16 protein-coding genes, 2 tRNA genes and 1 pseudogene are annotated in these 21,383 nt (G+C 60.0%); 5 read left to right on the top strand and 14 right to left on the bottom strand.

Going from position 1 to position 21,383, the window contains the following annotated elements; genetic code table 11:
• The first annotated feature begins 980 nt into the window (after window positions 1-980).
• Window positions 981-1,613, top strand: a pseudogene (locus HBO19_RS20190) (hypothetical protein).
• 398 nt (window positions 1,614-2,011) lie between these two features.
• Here the strand turns inward: HBO19_RS20190 and HBO19_RS20185 are convergent.
• Window positions 2,012-2,087: transfer RNA gene (locus tag HBO19_RS20185), tRNA-Thr, on the bottom strand.
• A 242-nt stretch (window positions 2,088-2,329) separates the two neighbouring features.
• On the opposite strand from HBO19_RS20185, the gene HBO19_RS20180 reads away from it, so the two are divergent.
• Together HBO19_RS20180 and bcsQ are read left to right on the top strand one after the other, a co-directional pair.
• Window positions 2,330-3,178 (top strand): SDR family oxidoreductase, encoded by an 849-nt coding sequence (locus HBO19_RS20180; RefSeq protein WP_170058159.1) that lies wholly within the window; start codon window positions 2,330-2,332, stop codon window positions 3,176-3,178.
• A gap of 140 nt (window positions 3,179-3,318) precedes the next feature.
• Window positions 3,319-4,224: a cellulose biosynthesis protein BcsQ gene (gene bcsQ, locus HBO19_RS20175; protein ID WP_346266508.1), complete on the top strand. Its 906-nt coding sequence runs from the start codon at window positions 3,319-3,321 to the stop codon at window positions 4,222-4,224.
• A gap of 185 nt (window positions 4,225-4,409) precedes the next feature.
• Here bcsQ and HBO19_RS20170 read toward each other — a convergent pair whose 3' ends face one another.
• The 5 genes from HBO19_RS20170 to HBO19_RS20150 all read right to left on the bottom strand — a co-directional run bounded on the left by HBO19_RS20170 (window position 4,410) and on the right by HBO19_RS20150 (window position 8,696).
• Entirely contained in the window at window positions 4,410-5,678 is a 1,269-nt protein-coding gene (locus HBO19_RS20170) for a methyltransferase (protein ID WP_170058158.1), read from the bottom strand.
• Entirely contained in the window at window positions 5,659-6,348 is a 690-nt protein-coding gene (locus HBO19_RS20165; protein WP_029295855.1) for an ABC transporter permease, read from the bottom strand. Before HBO19_RS20165 ends, HBO19_RS20170 begins: the two co-directional genes overlap by 20 nt.
• Window positions 6,349-6,386: 38 nt before the next feature.
• Entirely contained in the window at window positions 6,387-7,082 is a 696-nt protein-coding gene (locus HBO19_RS20160) for an ABC transporter permease (protein ID WP_076961640.1), read from the bottom strand.
• Window positions 7,083-7,156: 74 nt separating this feature from the next.
• A complete protein-coding gene (locus HBO19_RS20155; protein ID WP_057437113.1) occupies window positions 7,157-7,909 on the bottom strand; it encodes an ABC transporter substrate-binding protein in 753 nt (250 codons plus the stop codon).
• Window positions 7,910-7,922: 13 nt separating this feature from the next.
• A complete protein-coding gene (locus HBO19_RS20150; RefSeq protein ID WP_057437115.1) occupies window positions 7,923-8,696 on the bottom strand; it encodes an ABC transporter ATP-binding protein in 774 nt (257 codons plus the stop codon).
• 553 nt (window positions 8,697-9,249) lie between these two features.
• Between HBO19_RS20150 and gabP the strand changes: the two genes are divergently transcribed.
• Entirely contained in the window at window positions 9,250-10,641 is a 1,392-nt protein-coding gene (gabP, locus tag HBO19_RS20145; RefSeq protein WP_057437117.1) for a GABA permease, read from the top strand.
• A 200-nt stretch (window positions 10,642-10,841) separates the two neighbouring features.
• Here the strand turns inward: gabP and HBO19_RS20140 are convergent, their stop codons facing one another.
• Complete coding sequence (locus HBO19_RS20140) at window positions 10,842-11,255, bottom strand: hypothetical protein (RefSeq protein ID WP_170058157.1); 414 nt, start codon at window positions 11,253-11,255, stop codon at window positions 10,842-10,844.
• 70 nt (window positions 11,256-11,325) lie between these two features.
• Window positions 11,326-12,234: an alpha/beta fold hydrolase gene (locus HBO19_RS20135; protein ID WP_170058156.1), complete on the bottom strand. Its 909-nt coding sequence runs from the start codon at window positions 12,232-12,234 to the stop codon at window positions 11,326-11,328.
• Between the two features lie 198 nt (window positions 12,235-12,432).
• On the opposite strand from HBO19_RS20135, the gene HBO19_RS20130 reads away from it, so the two are divergent.
• Window positions 12,433-14,073, top strand: a complete 1,641-nt coding sequence (locus HBO19_RS20130; RefSeq protein ID WP_170058155.1) for a glycosyltransferase family 39 protein — start codon at window positions 12,433-12,435, stop codon at window positions 14,071-14,073.
• Between the two features lie 34 nt (window positions 14,074-14,107).
• Here the strand turns inward: HBO19_RS20130 and HBO19_RS20125 are convergent, their stop codons facing one another.
• The 6 genes from HBO19_RS20125 to HBO19_RS20100 form a co-directional block, all read right to left on the bottom strand.
• Window positions 14,108-16,183 (bottom strand): TonB-dependent siderophore receptor, encoded by a 2,076-nt coding sequence (locus HBO19_RS20125; protein WP_170058154.1) that lies wholly within the window; start codon window positions 16,181-16,183, stop codon window positions 14,108-14,110.
• Window positions 16,184-16,487: 304 nt separating this feature from the next.
• The gene (locus HBO19_RS20120; RefSeq protein ID WP_170058153.1) at window positions 16,488-17,156 is read right to left on the bottom strand and encodes a hypothetical protein; all 669 of its coding nucleotides are present in this window, start codon (window positions 17,154-17,156) and stop codon (window positions 16,488-16,490) included.
• A gap of 206 nt (window positions 17,157-17,362) precedes the next feature.
• A tRNA-Phe gene (locus HBO19_RS20115) sits at window positions 17,363-17,438 on the bottom strand.
• Window positions 17,439-17,541: 103 nt separating this feature from the next.
• On the bottom strand, window positions 17,542-17,814 hold the full coding sequence (locus tag HBO19_RS20110; RefSeq protein WP_038445278.1) for an oxidative damage protection protein: 273 nt from the start codon (window positions 17,812-17,814) through the stop codon (window positions 17,542-17,544).
• Window positions 17,811-18,878, bottom strand: a complete 1,068-nt coding sequence (mutY, locus tag HBO19_RS20105) for an A/G-specific adenine glycosylase (RefSeq protein ID WP_170058152.1) — start codon at window positions 18,876-18,878, stop codon at window positions 17,811-17,813. The genes HBO19_RS20110 and mutY overlap by 4 nt, the downstream gene beginning before the upstream one ends.
• Entirely contained in the window at window positions 18,875-21,094 is a 2,220-nt protein-coding gene (locus HBO19_RS20100; RefSeq protein ID WP_170058151.1) for an AsmA family protein, read from the bottom strand. The genes mutY and HBO19_RS20100 overlap by 4 nt, the downstream gene beginning before the upstream one ends.
• Window positions 21,095-21,383 lie beyond the last annotated feature (289 nt).

The following is a 21,383-nucleotide window of genomic DNA, read 5'->3' as shown; positions in this document are numbered from 1 at the left end:
TCAAGCGATAACACTTTGGCTGCGTTCAAGGGGGGCGAATAGCGAATCCGACATTGACGTGGAACAGCTTCGGTTAGCTAAGGAGTAACGCATAACGGGGGCAGATCTGTTAATGGGTTTTATACTATTTAATTTTTAAGCGTTTGTATGAGTGTAATCGTTTTGATGGTAGATATTTTTTACGCGGTTGCTATCTGGTCTTGCGAAGTAATGCCTAATTGGCATGATTTTATTTTTTTGAAAAATATCTAGCTTGAGGTGGTTTTTGGTCATTTTTGCTTGAAACGAACTCGAAACCAGTCGCAGTACGTTATTGCTAAGGGGAATAACGTATATCGTGAAATTGTATTTGTACCTGTTAGATCTGACAGTAGTAGTGGGCCTGATATTGGATTATTTTTCAATTTCATTTGTTTGAATGGAGGCGTCTCTTATGGGCTCTGTAGCGGTTTTGCATATTTATCTCGGTGTTGGAAGGTATAGCCTACTGGATACATACAACAAGGCGAATAACAATCTCAAATCGTTGGGGATCATAGGTAAGATTGACAAGGTTTTCAGGGACGCTGAAGGAGCGGTTTTTTCTTCTATGGTAAAAGAAGTCCAGACGGGTAAGTTTGGTGGGGGGGTAAGTATGAGGTGATAAATCGGGATGGCGAAATAGTCAATTGGGAAGTGTTCAAGAGTAATGACTCCAATAATACTTTGCAATACATCTCTGGTCTGATCGGGAGTAAAGTTGGTGTGTGGATCGGGGGTGAAGTACTTGTGTTGAATGAAAATGGAATTGTATTGCTTATGAGCTGTCCTGAGAATATTAACTCGGGCGCCTATTTTGTCGATGGCGCTTTTTATGCAAATCACGGTGACTTTGTTAAGTGGAGAGACTCATTTGTCGGCGTTACGTAATGGTGACGTATCAATTTGTCGTCGCCTCATTTGAGAACGGTGTAGAGCAGGAGGCTAGATTCTGGCGGCGCCTGATACAGAGTTTTGGGCGCCGATCAGGCCTAGTTACAGCGGGTTGTGGGCGCTCGAGGGGATAGGCTACAGCGCCGGTCAAAGGGTTGGTGACGCTCGATATCGGCTACAACGACAGCACGCAGCAGCGTCACTTCATTGGCTACGTCGAACGCTCCACCACGGCCAGCAGCACCCTGCAGGTGCTGTTCTGCCGCGAACTGGCGGCAATCCTGGCCAACCCGCTGCCGCTAAACCTGCGCCACGTTGATCTGCGCGCCATCCTGGTCGAGATCAGTCAGCACACCGGCCTGCGCTTTCGCGTGCCAGACAAGCCCTACGCCGGGGTCAAGGCGCCGTTCTTCTACAGTCTGGCCTGGGTATTCAACATCCCCGACTTCATCTGGCAGCAGCAGGGTGATGGGGAGGTGTTCGTGGGCAGTTGGGCTGACAGCTTCTTTGGCGTTCGCCCGCCGTTGCAGCTGCCGGCGGAACTGTTCGACGACTACCCGGGCAACCAGAGCGCAATGATTGCGGCCCTTCCCGGGTTGCGACCAGGTGCAACGATCAACCACGGCGAGCGCATCACCAGTGTGGCCCTCGTCGATAACCAGGTGGTCATCCGATGGCCGACGCAATCAAGCGCAGCGTAGAACGACAATTCCCTGAACTCACCGGCGGATATCACCTGCCCTGTTTTGTCAGGTTCTGACAGTTCGCTGACAGCTTTCTGACAGTGATGCAAAACGCTGAAAGGCTTGAAATACAAGGGTTACAGAGTAGATGAATACAAATCTGACAGGCTTTTAAGGGGTCAACCTTAATTTTTTTTCGCTTCGCATAAGGGGTGTTTGGTCATACGCGTACACATCGCACAGGCTCTAAACATTCGGCCTATCACACCGCGACACTTCCACTTTCACCCCCCAGCTACTGAGCTGAGAGCAACCCGTTCTGTGCCTTTTGATGGCCACGGGAGCGCTTGTTACGTCGCTTGTTACGTATTGCGCAAAAACAAAGGGCCTGCATCGCTGCAAGCCCTTGTTTTAAATGGTGCCGGCACCAGGAGTCGAACCCGGGACCTACTGATTACAAGTCAGTTGCTCTACCAACTGAGCTATACCGGCGTGTTAGGGCGACGATTATAGCGATTGGAAAGGTTCTGTAAACCCCTGAATTCTGACTATTTTTCAGTGCGTGGTTTTTTCGCTGGCAGTCGCACGCTCCAGCGGTTTCACAAAGGGTGATGAGGGCCGATGGCGAGGCCTGAGGCTTGATACGCAGAAGGTATCAAACCGCCCCTTGATCAGTATTAAACAACGCCGTTGTTCATTGCTAAGTTGAGGGGGCACTCAATGAGGAAAAGCCAATGAACTTCGCAGGAAAAACCGCCGTTATCACCGGCGCTGGCCGTGGTTTGGGTTTTGTCTACGCACAAGCGCTGGCCCAGCGCGGGGCCAATGTGGTGATCAGTGATATCGGCGCCGATAACCTCGGTTCGGGAAGCGATGCCTCCATCGCCCTGGACGCGGCACGCCGCCTTGAGGCCGAGGGTTTGAGCGCGGTTGCTCATCAGGGGGATTTGTCCAGCGAGCAAGGCTGTCGGCAGTTGGTCGAGACGGCCATCGCGGCGTTTGGGCAGCTCGACATCCTGATTCATAACGCCGGCTGGGTGGGTTATCAATCCATTGAGGAGGCGGACGCGGCGTTTATCGGGCGTGCGCTGGATATCAATGTCTATGCGCCCATCTGGCTATGCAAACATGCCTGGCAATACCTCAAGCTATCCACTGCCGCGCGGGTGGTGCTGACGTCGTCTGATCGGGCGATGTACCAGCAATATGCCCAGCCCGGGCTGGTGGCCTATGCGGCGGGGAAGATGGCGCAGTTGGGCATCATGAATGCGTTGAGTATGGAAGGCGCAAACGCCGGGATTCTGGTGAATGCGGTGTCGCCGGTGGCCAAGACGCGCATGTGGGGCGTTGAAGGTGAACCGGGCAATCTCAAGCCGGAGTGGGTAGCTCCGGGGGTGGTGTTTCTGGCGTCGGAGCGCTGCCAGGACACCGGCTATGTTCTGCGCGCCAGCAATGGTCAATTTACCGCGACGCGGTTTGTCGAGAATCCGGGGGTGGATTATCCCGTTGACCTGGCGCGGGTCGGGGCCTCCAGTGCCGAGCAGGTTGCGCAGCAGTGGGAGCGGATAAAGGATTGTCATTAAATTGACTTTTAACCGCTCGTCGAAATTGCTTCGCTAAAAAACACCAAAATAATGACACTCACCTACTCCTGTCACACACTGCTTGAACAACAAGTGCACCCATGTCCTAAAAGAGGTGCCGTGACAAAGGAGGGTGGTCTGTGAGCCATGCCGACGAACGTTTTGCCAAGAATCTTGCCAGTCATGATCACCCGGTGACGTCGACGCTGCAGTTCTTCGAAGATACCCCCATCGACGATGCGCCTTCCTCCATTGAGCAACCCCAACCAACCGCCATGCCGGCCTGTCGCGCGCAGGTTGTGGCGTTGGTGTCGGGCAATGGCGGCGTAGGGCGCAGCACCCTGGCGACGGCATTGGGCAGTGGCCTGCAACGCCTGGGGCGCGCAGTGACGGTGCTGGAACTGGACCCACAAAACGCCCTGCACCTGCACTTTGGCCTGCCCCACGACACCCCGGGAATCGGGCGTGCCAGCCTGTGCAAGCAACCCTGGGGGCCGATCGCCCAACCCGGCTTTTGTGGCTGTCGGGTAGTGGTCTTTGGCGAGACCGACCTGCAACAGCAGGAAGACCTGCAACGCTGGCTCAAGCAGGACCCGCAGTGGCTGGCGCAGCACTTGTCGCGCCTGGGCTTTAGTGAGCAGGCCACGGTCATCATCGACACCCCCGCCGGCAATAACGTCTACCTGCACCAGGCATTGCACGTTGCCGACAGGGTGGTGGTGGTTGCCCTGGCAGACGCGGCGTCACTGGGTGCGCTGGAGCAGATGCAGCGGTTGCTGGCGCCGTACCTTGCGCGGCCGTCGGCGCCGCGTTGCCATGTGTTCGTCAACCAGTTGGATGAGGGCAGTGCCTTCAGCCTGGATATGCTGGACGTATTCAAGCAACGCCTTGGGGAGGATGGCCTGGAGGTGATCCATCGCGACCCGCAGATCAGCGAGGCGCTGGCCTTTGGCGAGGACCCCCTGGATAACGAGGCGGTGAGCCTGGCCTGTGACGATATCCATGGGCTGTGCCAGTTGCTGGATAGCCCGCCAAACGTGCCCTGACCCACGCCTTATACGGTTAACCGCAGATGCTTATGCACAATCTGTTGGTCGGACAGGTGTTGAAACAGTCATTTTGTGGAGCTGTTCTCATTACGCTGCAACTGCCTGTTTTGCGTGCGTTTTATTTTATGAACAAAAAATGATCAGTCAGGATTTTGGCCTATGGCGCCCGCTTTTACGGCGTCCTACAGAATTTCATCAACAGAGTTATCCACAGGGCTTGCTGCCCTTTGATCGCGCTCGGCGAGCACCATCAGGTTGCGCGGTGTCAGGCACGATTCGCAGAAGCGACCGACTAGAGCCTTGTAGCCGTTTTCTTGCAGGAACAATGCCCGATCCAGCACCAGCCACAATTCCAGCGGGCGGCGAAATAGGCCACGTACCAGTTCCAGGTTTCGTACATGGGCCAGGCGTTGCCAGCCATGCTGTTCCAGGGTTGCCCAATCCTGCTGCCCTGTGGATAAACCCTTGAGCGCCGCCAGGTGTTGGCAGTAATCAGCGAAGGGCCGGTGCAGCCATTCGCTGGGCAACGAAGGCGTGGGCAGGTACTCGTCACGCCCGCGCAGTTGCCGCTGCAACTGATCGAAACCCAGGCGCCGGGCCATGGAGGTGTCACGTTGCAGGCGCACCCGCAAGCCTGCGGTGACGGTTTCGCTCAGGGGCAGGCCGAGGTCTTCGCGCGACAAACGCAGCGCCGAAGCACGAGCCGGGGCCGACAGCGCCTGGTACTGCTCGCTACTGATGCGGTTGTAGCAGCAGGGCGCCACGGCCAGTTGCTGGCAGCCGGCGGCGCTGGCCAGTTGCAGCAGGCGTACGTGCAGATCGCCACAGGCGTGCAGGGCGACGGGGGTGTGTTCGCCGCGCAGTTGTTGCACGGCGTCCTCGGCCATCACGTCTTGCGGGTGGTGGCGGGCGGGCATTTGATGATGGTCACTGAGGGCCTGGCCTGCGGCGATCAGCGCCGGATCGTACTCCAGGCAGGTCAGGTGTTGCCCCGGCTGCAGCAGCCGCCGGCCAAGGTGGCCTTTGCCGGCGCACCAATCGAGCCAATGGGTGGGGCGCCCGGCAAACTGCAAGGCGGCGCCAAACGCCTCGATCTGCTGCCATTTACGCCCCGGTACATCCACATTCAGGCGCGACGACGGCGCATGCAGCGCGCTCGACGGTAACTTATCCACAGCACTGAGACGCGCCGCCAGCTGCGCCCATTGGGGAAACGGCGCCGGGGCTTGTAGTTCGGTGGGCAGGTTATGGCTGCTTTCGGCCTCTGCCAGCGAGCGCTGGCGCAGCCATTGGGCCAGCGCTGGATGCTGGGCTTCCCAAGGCAACTGCAGATGGGTGAAGGGCCGTGGTCGCCACAGCCCTTGATGTTCGGTGAGGAACGCATCCAGTGCGAGAAAACGGGCTAGCAGTCGCTCGCCCGTCAACCCGCTGTCAGCGTCCTTGGCAGGCATCGACCCGCAACCAGCGTTCCAGCAGCTTGAAGCCGCGCACCAGCACATAGGCCATCAGCAGGTAGAACATGCCGGCGGCAAAGAAGATCTCCACCGGCAGGTAGGTGCGGGCAATGATGGTGCGGGCCATGCCGGTCAACTCCAGCAAGGTCACGGTACTGGCCAGGGCGCTGGCCTTGAGCATCAGGATCACTTCGTTGCTGTAGGCCGGCAGGCCGATGCGCGCGGCGCGCGGCAGGATGATGTAGAACAGCGCCTTGGGCTTGGACATGCCCAGCGCCCGCGCCGCTTCGATTTCACCGGGCGGGATGGCCTGGATCGCGCCGCGCAGGATCTCGGCGATGTAGGCGGCGGTGTGCAGGGTCATGGTGACGGTGGCGCACCAGAACGGGTCCCGCAGGTAGGGCCACAGGGCGCTCTCGCGCACGGCGTCGAACTGCGCCAGGCCGTAGTAGACCAAAAACAGCTGCACCAGCAGCGGCGTGCCACGGAAGAAGAAGATGTAGCAGTAAGGCAGGGTGCGCACGTACCACAGGCGCGAAGAACGGGCGATGCCCAGGGGGATCGCCAGCAACAGCCCGGCGATCACCGCGATGGCCACCAGTTCCAGGGTCAGGGTCGCGCCCTGGGCCAGTCGTGGCAGCCACTTGATGATCACGGCCCAGTTCAGGCCCAGGTCGAAATGCGCCAGCCAGCTATAGTCGCCGTTCATTGCGTGCTCCTCGCAAAGCCGCGAGCGGCGCGTTTTTCCAGGAAGTACATGCCGGCCATGGCCAGGACGGTAAGGCCCAGGTACATGAAGGCTGCGACCATGAAGAAGGTGAACGGCTGCTTGGTGACGGTCACGCCGATTTGCGCGTGGCGCATGATTTCTTCCAGGCCGATCACCGAGACCAGTGCGGTGTCCTTCATCAGGATCATGAACAGGTTGCCCAGGCCCGGCAGGGCGATGCGCCACATCTGCGGCATGATCAACCGGGTGAAGATACGCAGCTTCGACAGGCCCAGGGCAATGCCCGCTTCACGGTGGCCCTTGGGGATCGCCAGGATCGCGCCACGAAACACTTCGGTGGCGTAGGCGCCAAAGCACAGGCCCAGGGCAATCACGCCGGCAGCGAAGGCGCTGAGCGACAGGTCGGGGTTACCGAAAAACTCCCCGAGGGCCCGCATCATATTGACCGTGCCGAAATAAATCAGCAGCACCCACAGCAGTTCGGGAATGCCCCGGACAATGGTCGAGTAAGCGCCGCCAAGCCATTGCAGGAACTTGTACGGGGAAGTCTTGGCCAGGGCGCCGGCCAGGCCGAGCACCAGCCCCAGGCATAACGCCGTGAGTGCCAGTTTGACGGTCATCAGCGCGCCGGCAGCGAGTGCGGGGCCGAATCCGTAGAGATCGAAATTCATGGTTTTTTCATATCGCGCAAGGCTTGCGAAAAACCGGCGCGCTCAACGGAGCGCGCCGGTCTGGCCAATCAGGATCATTCGATGCTGAAAGGGAAGTACTTGTCGTTGATCTTCTTGTAGGTGCCGTCGGCCTTGATTTCCGCCAGGGCCTTGTTCAGGCGCTCGCGCAGTGGGTCGCCTTTACGCACGGCGATGCCGATCTTGTCGCTTTCTACAACCGGATCGCCCTTGAACTCGTAGGCCGAACCGTCTTTGCTCTTGAGCCACTCGTATTGCACGTACTTGTCGGCGAGCATCCCGTCCAGGCGGCCGGACGTCAGGTCGAGGTAGGCGTTTTCCTGGGTGTCATAGAGCTTGGCGGTGGTGTCTGGCAGTTTGTCTTCCAGGTAGGTACCGGCCAATGTCGCACGCTGCGCCCCGATGATCTTGCCCTTGAGGTAGTCGGCGTCGGTCTTGAAGTCCTTGATGGATTTGGCCGCGATGAATTGCAGCTTGTTGGAGTAGTACGGGTCGGTGAAGTCAACGGCTTGCTTGCGCTCGTCGGTGATCGACAGCGACGACACCAGGAAGTCGAACTTCTTGGCGTTCAGGGCCGGGATGATGCCGTCCCAGTCCGAGACATACACTTCGCACTTCTCGACTTTCATCTTGGCGCACAGGGCGTCGCCGATGTCTTTGTCGAAGCCGACAACGTTGCCACTGGCGTCTTTATTGTTGAAGGGCGGGTAGGCCGCCTCGATCCCCATTTTCAAAGTCTCGGCCATGGCCGTGGCGCTGAATGCCATGGAAACGGCGGCGGCCAGGAGGAATTTTTTATAGTTCTGCATGCATGTTGCTCCGTTAGCGGTTGCTGGACATGAATTGTTTGCAGCGCGCCGAAAGCGGGTTGTCAAACACCTGCTGTGGCGATCCTTGCTCTTCGACCAGACCCTGGTGGAGGAACACCACTTCGCTGGACACTTGGCGGGCAAAGCCCATTTCGTGGGTGACCAGCAGCATGGTGCGGCCTTCTTCGGCCAGCGCGCGGATCACATTAAGTACTTCCTGAACCATTTCCGGGTCAAGTGCCGAAGTGGGCTCATCGAACAGAATGACTTTAGGCTGCATCGCCAGGGTGCGGGCGATGGCGGCGCGTTGCTGCTGGCCGCCAGACAACTGCGCCGGGTAGGCGTGGCGCTTGTCGCCAATGCCGACCTTGGCCAGCAGCGCCTCGGCCACTTCGATGGCCTCGGCTTTGCTTTGGCCGAGCACGCGGCGTGGGGCCTCGATGATGTTGTCGAGGATGCTCATGTGCGGCCAGAGGTTGAAGTTCTGGAAGACAAAACCGATTTCGCTGCGCAGGCGATTGATCTGCTTGCCGTCGGCGGCCATCAGCTCGCCGTTTTTCGCGGCCTTGAGCTTGAGTTCTTCGCCGGCTACCAGGATCTGGCCCTGGTGCGGGTTTTCCAGCAGGTTGATGCAGCGCAGGAAGGTGGACTTGCCGGAACCGGACGAACCCAGGATCGAGATCACATCGCCGTCGCGAGCGGTCAGCGAGATGCCTTTAAGCACCTCCAGCTCACCATAGCGTTTATGCAAGTTGCGGATTTCAAGCGCGGGCGCGGCCAAAGCCATGTGCGGTCCTCATTGTGTTCATTGCGTTCCTGCTGTTGGGTCGCCTTCCTGGCGTGGCGCCAAGCTAGCATAGCGTCCGGATGACAGCCAACAGCGCCACGGGCGTTAAACAGACGGTGTGTGACAGGTTGTCGCATCGGCACAGTAGCGTGTCGCGCCATCAACAACCGAACAGCCGTTTTAACCGATAAACCCGTGGCAGTCGCGTAAAAAAGGGCGCGATGGTGCCAGCTTTGGCCGGGTGTTGGAAGGGTTAAACGGGTAAACGGTGCCTATCGGCCCTTTAATTGGGCGTCACTTACTTTTTGTGTGTGTTTTTGGTGCGCTCATTCGTTCTTGAAGTGAGTCGAGCGGTAACGCTGTGGCGGATTGCCAGTAATCTCAATGGCTTGCGAGCGCTGAGGGATTGTCCTACAGGCCGCGTCAACCTTGGCTTTGTAACATTTTGGCGCAAATCTTGCGTAAAAAATAAAGAACGCCCCGTTTGTTTCTTTTCACGAAGAGGCGGCAGGCCGGGTGGACCGTATACGCAATTCCTCGCAAAGGTGTGTCAATGAGTAGTACGCAAAGCTCCAATGACCTCGAACAGGGGCTCAAACCGCGGCATGTCACCATGTTGTCGATTGCCGGTGTGATCGGCGCTGGTTTGTTTGTCGGCTCCGGCCACGCGATTGCGGCAGCCGGGCCCGCCGTACTGTTGGCTTATGCCGCAGCCGGTACGTTGGTGGTGCTGGTGATGCGCATGCTGGCCGAGATGGCCGTTGCCTCGCCAGACACTGGCTCATTTTCCACTTACGCCGACCGGGCTATCGGCCATTGGGCCGGCTTTACCATCGGCTGGCTGTATTGGTGGTTCTGGGTGCTGGTGATTCCCCTGGAAGCCAACGCCGCCGCAACTATCCTGCATGCCTGGTTCCCCGACGTGGCGATCTGGGCTTTCACCCTGGTCATCACCCTGCTGCTGACCGCGACCAACCTGTTCAGCGTGAAGAACTACGGCGAGTTCGAGTTCTGGTTTGCCCTGATCAAGGTGGTGGCGATCATCGGCTTTGTGATCCTCGGCGTGCTGGCGATTTTCGGCTTGCTGCCGGGCAGTCAGGTCAGCGGTGTTTCGCACCTGTTCGACACCCAAGGCTTTTTGCCCAACGGCATGGGCGCGGTGCTGGCGGCGATTTTGACCACCATGTTCTCGTTCATGGGCACCGAGATCGTGACCATCGCGGCCGCAGAATCGAAGAACCCTGGCCAGCAGATCACCAAGGCCACCAACTCGGTGATCTGGCGGATCGGCTTGTTCTACCTGGTGTCGATCTTCATCGTTGTGGCCCTGGTGCCGTGGAACGATCCGACCCTGGCTGCCGTCGGTTCCTACCAGACTGTGCTGGAACGCATGGGCATCCCGAATGCCAAGCTGATCGTCGACTTGGTGGTGTTGGTCGCCGTGACCAGTTGCTTGAACTCGGCGCTGTACACCGCGTCGCGCATGCTGTTTTCCCTGGGGCGTCGTGGTGATGCGCCGGCGGTGGCCAAGCGCACCAACAAGAGCGGCACGCCTTACTGGGCGGTGATGCTGTCTACCGGCGCGGCGTTCCTCGCGGTATTTGCCAACTACGTGGCGCCGGCGGCGGTGTTTGAATTCCTGCTGGCCAGCTCCGGCGCGATTGCGCTGCTGGTGTACCTGGTGATTGCCGTGTCGCAACTGCGCATGCGGCAGAAACGTACTGCGGCGGGCGAGAAGATTGCCTTCAAGATGTGGTTGTTCCCCGGCCTGACTTACGCGGTGATCGTGTTTATCGTCGGCGCGTTGACCATCATGTTGTTCCAGGAAGCGCATCGGGTGGAGATTATCGCGACCGGTGTGTTGAGCCTGCTGGTGGTGTTGGCGGGGTTGCTGGTGGCAAGTCGGCGCCGGGCCCAGAAGTTGGGGGCTGCGGTGCTCAACTGATGAGTTGAAATGCTTGCTGTCTAGCACCACAAAGCACTGTGGGAGCCGGGCTTGCCCGCGATGGCGGTGGTTCAGTCGACTACGATATTGACTGGCCCACCGCCATCGCGGGCAAGCCCGCTCCCACATTTGATCTTCACTGCTTTGAGCATTGCGCTCGCTTAACTGATCGGCATTAGGGCAAGCCCGCTTGTGTGGTATCAATCCTGCGCGCTAGTCAGCGCCTGGGATGCCGCCACGTAGTCCGCCTGGAACTCTGGCGATTCAATCCACGCCAACGCCGCCGCTTCATCATCGTTGTCGGTGGACCACTGCCGATACTCGATCAGCGCCGCCAGGATAAAGTCCGTGGCGTTTTCTTCGCCTTCCTGCTCCAGCACCAGCGCCAGCAACGGGTGCGCCAGGAATGCCGCACACAGCGCCTGCTGGCTGGTCTCGCCGGCCGCGCGCATTTGCACGAACAGTTCGGTCAAATCCACCGACTCAAGGTCAATACGCTCGTCGTCACCTGCAAACGCATCCTGCTTGGGCGCATTGGCGCGCTGGGTGCGGTTCTGCTTGGCCTTGGCTTTTGCCCGCTGGGCACGTTTTTGCTGCTTGTCTGGCGAAGCCATGGGCTCACGTCCTTGGTTCAGGATCTGGGTGGCGTATTGAAGCGCAGGTGTGGCGAAATCCCAAGGGTTTCTACAGCCGTGACCCCGGTGTGTCGGCCGGCAACTGGCCATGCTGCAGCCAGGCCAGTGCAATCGGCCACAACCGATCCTGATATTCACTGCGGAAAAACGCGAAATGCCCGATGACCTCTTCGCCAATATCCATGGGCGCGATACGCAGGTGCGTGCGCTCGCTGGCCTGGAAGTAGTTCAGCAGACGCTCAATGGCGGGCACCGTGCCAAACGGGTCGTCGCTGATGCTGATCGCCAGGATCTGTGCCTGCACCCGGGCAAAGGGCAACACGCCCAAGGCCCGCCCGCTGGGGCGTGTCTCGTAGGTAGGCGTGGGCGTGCTCCAGTCGCGCACCACGCCGGCGGGCGTGTCTTCCAGCCAGCCCAGGCGCTTGCCCGGGAAATACCCGCAGACGGCGGTGACCAGTGGCATCACCAGGTGCCATTTGGCAAACATCCGCCAGCGCCCGTCCGCTTGATAGTCGCGCCAGTAGGCGAACTGTGCCCCTACGGTGACCAAGCGCCTGATCGCCGCCCCCGACGCCCCGAGCCCGGCCGCGCAGCCGCCAAAGCTGTGGCCGACCACATCAATGGGCTGCCCGGCAAACTCGCGCTGCGCCCGTTGCACGATGGCCTCGAAATCCAGCCGGCCCCAGTCTGACCACGAGGCCTTGAACCCGTGCAATGAGCCACTACGCGACTCGCCGATACCGCGATAGTCGTAGGTGATGACGTCCATGCCATTGGCAAACAAGTACGCGGCAAAGCGCGAATAGTGACGGCAGCGTACCGAGGTGGCGGCGTTGATGATCACCACTGGGCGCTCGATGTCGCGGCGGATATGGCGCCAGGTGAAACCGCCGATGGGGTAGTGGTCGGCGGCGGGCTCGCGGAATGTCTCGGGGTGAGGGCGGGTGGGCAGGTTCATGAAAGGCCTTGATCCATGCGCTGTGGATAGGGGGAGTGAGCCAGCATTCTTGTGATCGTTGACGACTTTTTGCTGGCAAGCCAGCGCCTACAGTGAGTTGTTGTCTGTGCCATCGCAATGTTGCGTTTGGTTCAGGCGCGATTCAGGCGTGCTGCCGGCAATATACGCCAGCATCTCCCCGGCCTGGCAGGTTAAACCATGGAACACCGCAACCGTTTTCGTGTGGAGGCCCTGGGTGTTTTCCTGGTGGCCTTGTTGTTATTTACCCTGGGTATCTGGGATCAACAGCCGCAAGGGTTTGACGGGCGTTGGGCGGTGTTCATGCAGGAGATGTTCCGCCACGGCGCGAGCCTTTTCCCTACCACCTACGGTGAGCCTTACCCGGACTACCCAGGGACGGCGACTTATTTCAGCCTGCTCTTTGCCCGGTTGTTCGGTGCGCCTAACGACCTGGCTAACGTGCTGCCCACCGCCCTGGCGTCGGCCGGGGTCATGGCCCTGGTCTACCGTTTGCTGGTGCCCTCCGGGCGGGCCTGGGCGTTGCTGACGGTAGTGCTGACGGCCTTGACCGCGCAATTGCTGGAGAAGTCGCGTTCAGTCTGCCTGGACCAGATGGTCTCCCTGCTGTGCCTGGGCTGTTTCTACCTGCTGCACACCGGCGAGCGCCTGGGCTCGCGGCTGCGCCAATACGCAATCTTTCCCCTGTTTGTGGCGGCATTTGCCATTCGTGGCTCTTTGGGCTTGATCGAGGTCTGTGGTGTTGCCTGCGTGTATTGGGCGCTGGGGCCTGCCCGTTCGCGGGAAGAGAAGATTGGCTTGCTGAAAAAGGTGATTGCCCACGGCGTGATCGGCCTGGTCCTACTCCTTGCCTGTTGGTGGGTGTTGCTGAAGCTGGCGCGGATCACCGGGGGTGATGCTTTTGCCGATGAGGTGATGAAGATGCAGGTGGCCGGCCGCCTGGATGAAAGCGGCGAACCGTTCTACTTCTACTTCAAGCTGAGCCTGTATCGCTACTTCCCGGTGATCCCGCTGGCGCTGGCGACGTTGATTGCCCTGCGCCACACCTGGTCGGCGCGCAACGACGATGCCGATGTGCGGCTGATGCTGCGCCTGGGCGGCTGTGGCCTGATGATCCTGCTGGGGTTATCGGTGCCGAACTTCAAGCGCGCCTACTACATCCTGCCGATGGTCCCGATGTTTGCCGCCGTGGCGGCCTACGGGCTGCTACAGGCCCGGGGCTGGTTGCTTGGGGTGCGTCGGGGTTATGAGTGGCTGGTGGCGGTCCTGCCGCTGCTGGGGCTTGTTGTGGTCCTGGTCTGCCGGCAGCTGTGGAGCAAGCACGGTTACTGGCCTGATGTTTCAGTGCCGGGATTGATTGCGCTGCTGGTCGTCCTGCAACTGGCGGCGGTGGCTGCCTGGCGTCGTTTGCACGGCCGTGTGGGGCCGCGACTGGTGACGCTCAGCCTGATCGCGCTGGCCACTCAATGGCTGGTACTGGTGACGGTCGTGGAGCCGGCCAAGGATCTGCAATTCGACACCAGGAACTTTGTGGGTGCGGTGGAAAACCTGCGGGCCGAGCACCCCGGACCGTTGGTGTTTCTCAACCTCGGCAAGGACACCTGGGCCATTCGCTACATCATGAACCTGGGCCATGACGAGCAGCCGCTGTTTGTCGGGCGTGACGACCTTGCGCAACTGAACGCGCTGCCGCGTTCGTCCTGGGTCATCGTCGCGCGCAAGGAAACCGAACTGCTGCAGGCCACGCCGCTGGAGCACCTGGCCCCAGCGTTCAATGGGCGACTCAATGACAACCCGTTGCTGGTGTTCCGGGTGCCGTGATCAGCCGCCGCAGTGTCGTGGCCTTACAGCTCGATCAAAAGTTGTAGGCCAGTGTACCGACGAGCGTACGACGGTTACCGATGAAGCAGTCACCTCGTGCCAGGCATGTGGTGTAGTAGGTCTTGTCTTCCAGGTTGGTCGCGTTGAGGCTCAGGTTCCAGTTCTGGTAGCGATACCCGAGCATCGCGTCCACCAGGGTGGAAGACGGTGTTTTCAGCCGGTCGGCCCCATCCCAGCTGGTTCCTACATAGCGAATGCCTGCACCGACGCTGAACCCGGAAATGTCGCCGATGCTGAATCGATGCTGGCTCCATACCGACGCCATGTTCTCTGGAACGCTGGCCAGGCGTTTGCCTTGCTCGGCGGGCGAACCCTTGATGACGGTGGTGTCGGTGTAGCTGTAGGTGCCAATCAGGTCCCAGGCGGGCGTGACTGTCACCAGGGCTTCGAGCTCCAGGCCACGGGCACGAGTTTCACCACTTTGCAGGGTGTTCATCGCATCCAGGGGGTCGGGCATGCGGCGATTCTGCTCGCGAATGTCATACACCGCTGCGGTGTAGAGACTGTTGCTGCCAACCGGCTGATATTTCACGCCCAGCTCCCATTGTTTGCCCTTGAGCGGTACGTAGGGCTCCAGCGTTCGCCGGTTGAGGCCGATTTGGGGCTGGAATGATTCGCTGTAGCTCAAGTAGGGCGCTATGCCGTTGTCGAACAGATAGGTCAGGCCCGCGCGGCCGGTCAGCTTGTCGTCCTTTTGTCGGGCGCTGCCTTGGGTCTGGCTGGCGGACCAGTCCTTGCGCAGGCCCAGGGTCAACAACCACTGCTCGTATTTGATCTGGTCCTGGGCATACAGCCCTTTTTGCATGACCCGTTGTTCCGGGTCTGCGGTGAGGCGAATGACAGAGGGATCAAAGGTGCCATACACCGGTTCGTACACGTTCAGTGGTGTTGCGTTGCCGCTGGCGCCGTCCCGGTTGGAGACGGCATGCTGGTAGTCGCCTCCCAGCAACAGGGTGTGTTGGAGCGGGCCGGTGTCAAATCGAGCCTCGGCGTTTTGGTCGGCAACCCACACTTTGACCTCGGGTTTGGAAACGTAATAGACACGGTCGAGGGTCTGGTTATCGGTGTTAAACGGTGGGTTTCTTGCGAATTTCGCATAAATCGACTGGTAGCTGACTTTGCTTTTCTGCCAGCGCAGGTTTTGGCGCAGTGTCCACGTGTCGTTCAGGTGCCACGAGAATTGCGACGTCAGGGCTGTCTGGTCACTGTCGTATTCGTCGAACCCTGGCTCGCTGGCGAACCGGTTGCTGTGGATCCGGCCATATGGCGCATTCCAGACCGTACCTTTGTGTGGGAAGAACTGTGTGGTGGAGCCGCTGTCATCGCGCTGGATGTTGGCCAGGAGGGTCCAGTCGATATCGTCGTTGGGGCGCCAGGTCAGCGATGGCATCAGGACCTGGCGGTTGTCTTTGACATGATCAACCTGAGTGTCACTGTCGCGCTGGATCGCCACCAGCCGGTACAGCAGCGTGCCTTGTGGGTTCAGGGAGCCGGTGGTGTCCACGGCGACCTGCTTGCGGTTGTAATTGCCGTACTGCAGTTGCACTTCGGTGTGCTGTTCGGCTTTGGGGCGTTTGCTGACCTGATTGATCAGGCCCCCCACGGGGCTTTGCCCATACAGCATCGACGCGGGGCCCTTGAGCACTTCAAGGCGTTCCAGGGTGAAGGGGTCGGTGCGCACGTTGGTGTAAGTACCGAAGCTCTGCTGTAAACCATCCAGGAACAGGGCCGGCGAGCTGCCTCGCACTTTCGACCAGTCTCCCCGGCTATCGAGCCCGAAGGTCTCGGCCCGCACCCCGGAAACATACCGCAATGCGTCTTGCACGGTCAGTGCGCCCTGATCGCGCATGCGGTCGGCGCTGATGACGGAGATCGACTGGGGGATCTCAGTGATTGGGGTGTCAGTCTTGACCCCCGTTGCACTGCGCTTGGCAACATAGCCTTTGACCGGGCCGTCGGCCGTTTCTTCTGAGGCAGTTGCCGTAATGCTTTGGCTGGGCAGTTCGAGCTGGCCTTTTTCCTCGGCCGCGAAGGCGGCGGGGGCAAGCATCGAAGCGAATCCTAAGGGGGCAAGGCCAAGTGCCTTCAACCATGAACCTGGCTCGCGTGCAGAAGGCATCGCAGCTCCTTGATTATTTTTAGTGGTGCAGGGGGGATTTTGCGCGCCAGCTTAAATGATAATAATTGCTATTAGCAACTATGGGCTTCAGTCGAGCCTGGCTTTTTGGCGGGGGGATGTTTGATGCGGGCGACCGGGTGGGGTCGCCCTGTGCGGGGAGGGGCAATCAAGGCTGGCAGTCAGGCAGGACTGCGAAGTGACATTCTTCCTGAACTACCTGGAATGGGGCGACGAACTATTTGCAGCGATACCCCTCGGGCATCGTGACGCTGTAGTTGCGCTGCACACGGTCCTGGAAGTTCAGGTTCTGCAGGCCCTGCTGCACCAGGAAGGCCTCGACCTTGGCCGCTTGGCAGTCCTCGTTGTAGGACGTTACCCGCAGCAGGTACACCGCGCGTTTGCTCGCGTCATCCCGAGCCGTGGCGGTGAAGGTGGTGAGGGTGGTGTAGCCGGTGCGTTCCGAACTGCCTACCGGGCCATAGGTGGTGTTCGGCGTGCTGGTGCAGATCATCTGGTCGCTTTTTTTCTTGCTGTTCTTGCACACGGTAGAGGTGCTGGTTGGCACCTGCCCATACTCGGTGGCGGTATAGCGGTAGGTCACCTGGTGGCTGTCGATATCGAGGGTGATGGTGATTTTTGGCGTGCGATTCTTGGGCAGGGTCACGTCGGTATAGACCTCGCGAAACCCCTGGTCCTTCATGGCGCTGACCATGTCGCGCAGGTAGTAGCGGGCATTGAGCGCATTCTCGCTATTGCCGCCGACCGATGTCACCAGCACGGGCGCCTGTCGGTCAAAGTGATAGTCCGGATCAGGGGTTGCATTGATCGCAACGTCCATCGTCGTGGCGCATCCGCTGAGCAGCGCTGTCAGCATTAACAGCGTGCAGAACAAATACCGGGTCATGAAGTAACTACCTTGCTGAAGAGTGGATTAAGGCTAGACGGTTGAGCAGCGCGATAAATAACACATCGGATGCCCGTGAGGCTTGGCGTTAACCTAAAAGTAACCAGAGGGGCGCTGGCGCACTAAATCGCAGGCAACAAAAAACCCGCACTAGGCGGGTTTCTTGTGTGTTTCAGATGATGTTTGCACCACCTGAAACTAATAAGTGGTGCCCAGAGACGGAATCGAACCGCCGACACGGGGATTTTCAATCCCCTGCTCTACCGACTGAGCTATCTGGGCAACGGGGCGCATTAAACGGGTTTTTCAGGGGGTCGTCAAGCAAGTTTTCAAAAAATATTTAATTATTACCGTCGCTTACGTGCCAACCCCGGTTTTTGCTCAATTATTGAGCAGGCGGCACGTAGCCGTCGGCCTTGGCGTAATCCTCGCCGGAAAAGTACTTGTCCATCTCGCCCTGCAGATATTTGCGGTCTTCGGCGTTCATCATGTTCAGGCGTTTTTCGTTGATCAGCAGGGTCTGGTGCTTCTGCCAGTCGGCCCAGGCCTTGGCGGAGACGTGGTCGAAAATGTCCTGGCCCTTGGCGCCCGGGAATGGGGCGCGCTCAAGGGCGGGCAGTTCTTCGTGATACTTGCGGCAGATGATGGTGCGGGTCATGACGAAACTCCTGCGTTCAATACGTCGGCCGCGCGCTTCAGCAGTTTTTTCACCGGGGCGGCAAGGCCCAGGCGCGGCGGGGTGGCGAGGTTATACCAGAGCCAGTCGGCCTCGGCCACGTGATGGGCCGATTCCTCGACCTGCACCAGCCAGGGTTCGATAGCCAACTGGAAGTGGCTGAAGGTGTGCACCAGCCCGGGTAGTTCCTGATGTTTGCCCAGCGCCAGTGAGTGCTGGTTGGCCAGGTGTTCCAGGTCGTTCAGGTCGTCCAGTTCCGGCAAGCTCCACAGCCCGCCCCACAGCCCTGTAGAGGGGCGACGGTAAAGCAGGATCGCGCCCTCCTGGTTGGCCAGCATCGGCATCAGCGTGCGCTTTTGCGGGATGGTCTTGCGTGGCTTGGGGATCGGGTAGCGGGTTTCCAGGCCCAGCATGTGCGCCTCGCAGCCCTTTTCCAGGGGGCACAGCAGGCAACTGGGTTTGCTGCGGGTGCAGAGGGTGGCGCCCATGTCCATCATGGCCTGGGTGTAGGCGTTGACGCGGTCGTGGGGGGTAAAGCGCTCGGCAGTGGCCCACAGCTGCCTGGCCACCTTGGGCTCGCCCGGGTAGCCTTCCTGGGCGGTAAAGCGTGCCAGCACGCGCTTGACGTTACCGTCGAGGATCGGCGCGCGCAGGCCCATGCTCAGGCTGGCGATGGCGCCGGCGGTGGACAGGCCGATGCCCGGCAGCTCGGTGAGTTTCTCTACATCGCGGGGAAACTCGCCGCCGTATTCGGCGACGACAATCTTCGCGGTCTTTTGCAGGTTGCGTGCCCGGGTGTAGTAGCCCAGCCCGGTCCACAGGTGCAGCACTTCATCTTCCGGCGCGGCCGCCAGGGCTTCGACCGTTGGCAGCGAAGCCATGAAGCGATCGAAGTAATTGAGTACGGTGCTGACCTGGGTCTGTTGCAGCATGATTTCCGAGACCCACACCCGATACGGGGTGATGCCCTGTTGCCAGGGCAGGTCATGGCGGCCGTGACGGTCGTACCAGTCGAGCACGGCCGCTGAAAATTGCTCGTTTCTCATCGGTTGAACAAACCTTTGAGGGCGTCTTTGAGCTTGGGATTGACCTTGTCGAGCTTCTCTTCAATCTTCTCGCTGAGCTTGTTGCCCGCCATTTTAGCGGCCACCTGGCCCAGGCCGTCCTTGTCCAGGCGGCAGGCCTTGGCGCCCAGTTCCAGCGGGCCACGGCAGCGCAGCGGTACTTCGATGCCCTGGAAGTTCGAGCCGACCTGGCAGGCCGGGTCCGGCATGTCGCGCTTGTCGCCTTCGACGATGATGCCCACGCGGTAGTCCATGCCCAGTACGCGCAGGTCCACGTCGCCATTGCCGTTGACGGTCAGGCCGGGGATGCGCACTTTCAGGTCCGGGTTGCTGGCCACGCCATTACGCAAGGTCAGGTTGCCCTTGAGTTCCTGGAACGGAGTGTCCTTGCTGCGCGGTGTGGCGGCCAGGGTCTTGCGGTTGAGCAGGGCAATGCCGGTGCACAGCTGTTGCTCAAGGTTGGCATTGAGCAGCACACCATTGTTGATGACGAAGCTGGCGGTGCCGTTGAGGCTGTCGATCAGCGCTTTCTGGCTGTTGCCACGCCCGCTCAGGTTGCTGTCGAGGGTGATCTGGCCCTTGACCGGCGGGGTTTGCCCCTGGGCCTGCAGGATCCGCTCGACCGGCACTTGCTTGATTTTGGTCTGTAGCGCCAGCACCGGCACATCCTCCCGTGCATCGAGGCTGCCGCTGGCCTGGAACGTGCCGTTGTAGAGACCGCCGCTCAAGGTGTCGAGCTTGAGCTGGCCACCCTGGCCGGAGGCCTTGAGTGCTGCATTCTCGATGGGCAACTGGCTCAGGGTCAGTTGGCCGAAGGACAGGTCGGCAATCACGTCCAGGCTGCGCAGGCGCGCCAGCGGGAGCAGCTTGTCGGTGCTCCAGGCGCCTTTGGTCGGCGCGTCCGGCAACGGCGTGGTGCCACCGGCGGCCATGGCCCCGGCTTCGCTGCTCTGCACCTCGGCCTTGCGCGCAACGGCGGCGCTGTTGGCGGCCTCGGACTTGGCGGGCAGGTAGTGGTCGGCATTGAACGTGTCGGCCTTCAACTGCACGCGCAGGGCTTGCTTGGCAAAGTCCTCCACCGCCAGGCGCCCGGTGAAGGTGCTGCCATCGACTTTGAGGTTGAGGTCTTCCAGGGCCATGCTCGACGGCGTGCCTTGCAGGCGGCTGACCAGTTCGACCTTGCTCAGGCTCTCTGGGGCCATGGCCGGTAGCGGCTGGCCGACGCTGTCGAGGAACTTGGCCAGGTCAAACTGGGCAATCGACAGGGCGCCGCTGATCTGCGGGGTTTTATCCAGGTCGTTGACCTTCAGTTCGCCCAGTGCCCGCAGTTGGTTGAGCGAGAGCTTGAGGCTGGTCCACTCGGCAATGTTTGCCGACAGGTCCACCAGCAACTGGCCCTGGGTGGCAAACGTGACGGTCTTGCCTTGCAGCGGCTCGCCAGTGGCTTCGCCTGCGATTTTCATGTCTTCGAACTGATAGCGCTTGAGGGCCCGATCAAAACGCAGCTCGCCGTTGAGCTCGCTCTTGACCCGCATTACCGGCTGGTTGCTGCCGAAGAACGCGGTGAGCTTGACCGGAATGCTTGCGCCTTCATGCACGGCACCGGTGCTCAACTGAATGCTTTCGGCGCTGAACTGCTTGCCGGTCTGCTCGTCGTTGTACTCGATGCGGGCGTTGTTGACCGTCAGGCTGTCGATGTCCAGGCGGATCGGCTGGGCCGGTTTCTCCGGCGCTGGCGCCGTGGTTGGCGCAGTCGTCGCGGGTGCATCGGCGGTACCGGTAGCCACGACGGGCGGTGCCTTGCCGATATCTTCCCAGTTGCCATGGCCTTGCTTGTCGCGGGTCAGGCGCAGGTTCAGGCCCTCGACGCGCACATCGCTCATCTGCACTTCGCGGCGTAGTAGCGGCAGCACGCGTACCGACAGGCCGAGCATCTGCAGGTCGGCAAACGGTTGGGCAGGATTGCTCAGGGTAGCCACGCTGGCTTCATGCAACTCCAGGCCCAGCCAGGGGAACAGGCTCCAGCCGATATCGCCATTGAGCGTCAGCTCGATGTGGGCCTTGTCGCGGGCAATCTGGCGAATCTCGTCTTTATAGTCGTTGGGATCGAAGAGGTGGGTCAGGGCAAAGCCCAGAGCCACAATGATCAGCAACAGCCCGAGAAGTACCAGACCCAGGATTTTGCCGAACGCTTTCATGGGCGAGTCCTTGTGTGTCGATTTTAAAATTTAGCCGCAGAGTATAACGCCGCGAGGTCCACGGCTGTTTACGCATCGTTACATAGTGTCAAACAAAACAGATGAACCGAAAAAGGTAGTGTCAGTTTGGTTTCTCTCGCTGCGCCAGATGCTAATCTTTGCGCGTTCGCCCGCCTTCTGCGACGAAACGTCGCGCCTACAAGGAGCTTCACTCGACAAAACGGCCACGCATTGCGTGCAAAGGCCGAGGAGGAGAGCGCCTGGCGAACACAGACCAATAACTGGGGGA

This window comes from Pseudomonas sp. WS 5021 (assembly GCF_012985535.1).
In the GTDB taxonomy this organism is placed as follows: domain Bacteria; phylum Pseudomonadota; class Gammaproteobacteria; order Pseudomonadales; family Pseudomonadaceae; genus Aquipseudomonas.
The sequence above is the reverse complement of the archived record's forward strand: the minus strand, read 5'-3'. Positions and strand labels throughout refer to the sequence as shown.